This window comes from Acidovorax sp. KPB24-07 (assembly GCF_057543315.1).
In genome coordinates this window covers 1-1827 of the sequence record NZ_BAAJYS010000548.1, presented here as the reverse complement: position 1 = coordinate 1827, position 1827 = coordinate 1, and the positions used below count along the sequence as shown (strand labels likewise).

Below are 1827 nucleotides of genomic sequence, written 5' to 3'. Positions count from 1 at the left end.
ATGCCCTAGTGGATATTGTGCTGGAGGCATTTTCCACCCAAAACCCCAGCCAAGGCCCCGGCTCACGCCTGGCCCCGGTTGAACCCCGTATCGAACGTCTGCCGCACGTCCAGCCGCTGGCGCAGCAGCCCGGCCCCGAGGTAGAAGTCGGCCGTGCGCTGCTGGTCGGCCACCACCGCGGCGTCGATGTCCACCCATTTCGTCGCGCGGCGCTCGAACTGCAGCTGCGCCGCCTCCACCGGGATGCCGATGATGCGCGACAGCGATTCGGCGAACGGCCGGGCGTTGCGGTACGACCAGAGCTGCGCGCGCTCCACGCGCTCCTTGAAGTCGCGCAGGGCCTCGCGTTTGGTGTCCAGCGCCCCCTGCGTGGCCGCGAGAAAGCTGAGCCCACTCGACAGCCCCCGCCCGTTGACCAGCACCCGCGCGTGCCCGCTCGTCTCGGCCAGTGCCGTGTACGGTTCCCAGGTGGCCCAGGCATCGACCGAGCCCTGGGTGAGCGCCAGCTTGGAGTCGGCCGGCGGGATGAACCGCACGTCGGCGTCCGCACCCTTCAGGCCCGCGGACTCCAGCGCCTTGAGCGTGACGAAGTGGCCGATGGAGCCGCGGTTGGTGGCGATGCGCTTGCCCTTGAGGTCGGCCGCCGTCTTCAAGGGCGAGTCGGGCCGCACCAGCACCGCCGTGCCGTACGGGTCGGAGCGGTTGGCGGCGAATGCCCGCACCTGGCTGCCGGCCGCCAGGGTGAAGAGCAGCGGCGCGTCGCCGATGGGACCGAAGTCCACCGCGTTCGCGTTCAGCGCCTCGGCCAGCGGCGCGGCGGCCGGGAACTCGCTCCACTGGATGTCGTAGGGCAGGCCCTTCAACTCGCCCGCCGCCTCCAGCAGCGCGCGCAGCCCGCCCTTCTGGTCGCCCGCGCGCAGTGCGATCCGCTGCTGCGCGTGACCCAGCACGGGTGAGAGAAAGGACGCCGCGGCCACCGAGGCCGTCATGAAGCGGTGGAAATGTCGCCGTTGCAAAGCCATGGAAGCTCCGTGTTCTGAAAGGGAAGAAAAAAAGGCTGAGGAAAAGGAAGGAGACGGCGCCACCGCGCCCCGCGCGTCAGCGATCACAGCCCCAGCGCGCGGCGCCCGGCCGCCAGGTACACGCTGTCGTCCTGCGGGGTGTGCACGCGCCCGCACAGCACGTCGCGCAGGTGGCGCTCCAGCGGGTTTTTGCGCGCGAGGCCGTGGTTGCTGGTCAGCGCCAGGGCCGACTGCACCGCTTCGATGGCGTTGTGGGTGGTGGTGGCCTTGACCAGCCCGCTCTCCTCGGAGGGCAGCGGAGCGCCGGTGTCGAGCGCGGCGGCCAGCCCGGCGATGAGACGGTCGTTGGTGAACAGCAGGCCTTCGATGCGGCCCACCGCCTCCTGCGCGCGCGCCAGCGTGGCCAGCGGCGCGCCCAGGCTGGCGGGTTTTCGCTCCTGCAGAAAACCCACCAGCCAGTGGCGCGCCGCGCGGGCCACGCCGGTGTAGAGCGAGCCCAGCATCACCGCCATCTCGGCCTGCATGACGGGCTCGCCGCGCGCCCAGTCCTTGGGAAGCCGCAGCTCCAGCACGTGGTCGGCGGGCACCGCCACCTCATCGAACAGCACATCGTGGCTGCCGCTGGCCCGCAGGCCCAGGTGGTCCCATGTGGGCTCGATGCGCACACCGGGCTGGCCGGCCCGCACGAGGAAGGAGCCCATGCGCGGCTCGGCATCGTCCGTGCGCGCCCACACCACGTACCAGCGCAGCGCCGGCGCGCCGGTGCTGTACACCTTGTGCCCGCTGAGCCGCCAGCCCTCTGCCG

2 protein-coding genes are annotated in these 1827 nt (G+C 71.4%); both read right to left on the bottom strand.

The features are described from left to right. Positions 1 to 62 precede the first annotated feature (62 nt). The gene (locus tag AC27IQ_RS23680; protein ID WP_487091021.1) at positions 63 to 1022 is read right to left on the bottom strand and encodes an ABC transporter substrate-binding protein; all 960 of its coding nucleotides are present in this window, start codon (positions 1020 to 1022) and stop codon (positions 63 to 65) included. An 83-nt stretch (positions 1023 to 1105) separates the two neighbouring features. After that, positions 1106 to 1827, bottom strand: a 722-nt coding sequence (locus AC27IQ_RS23675; RefSeq protein WP_487091020.1) for an acyl-CoA dehydrogenase family protein, incomplete at its 5' end; no start/stop codon positions are given.

Coding starts and splice junctions, on each gene's coding strand:
- AC27IQ_RS23680 (WP_487091021.1), bottom strand. CDS start 1,022: ATGGCTTTGCAACGGCGACATTTCCACCGCTTCATGACGGCCTCGGTG.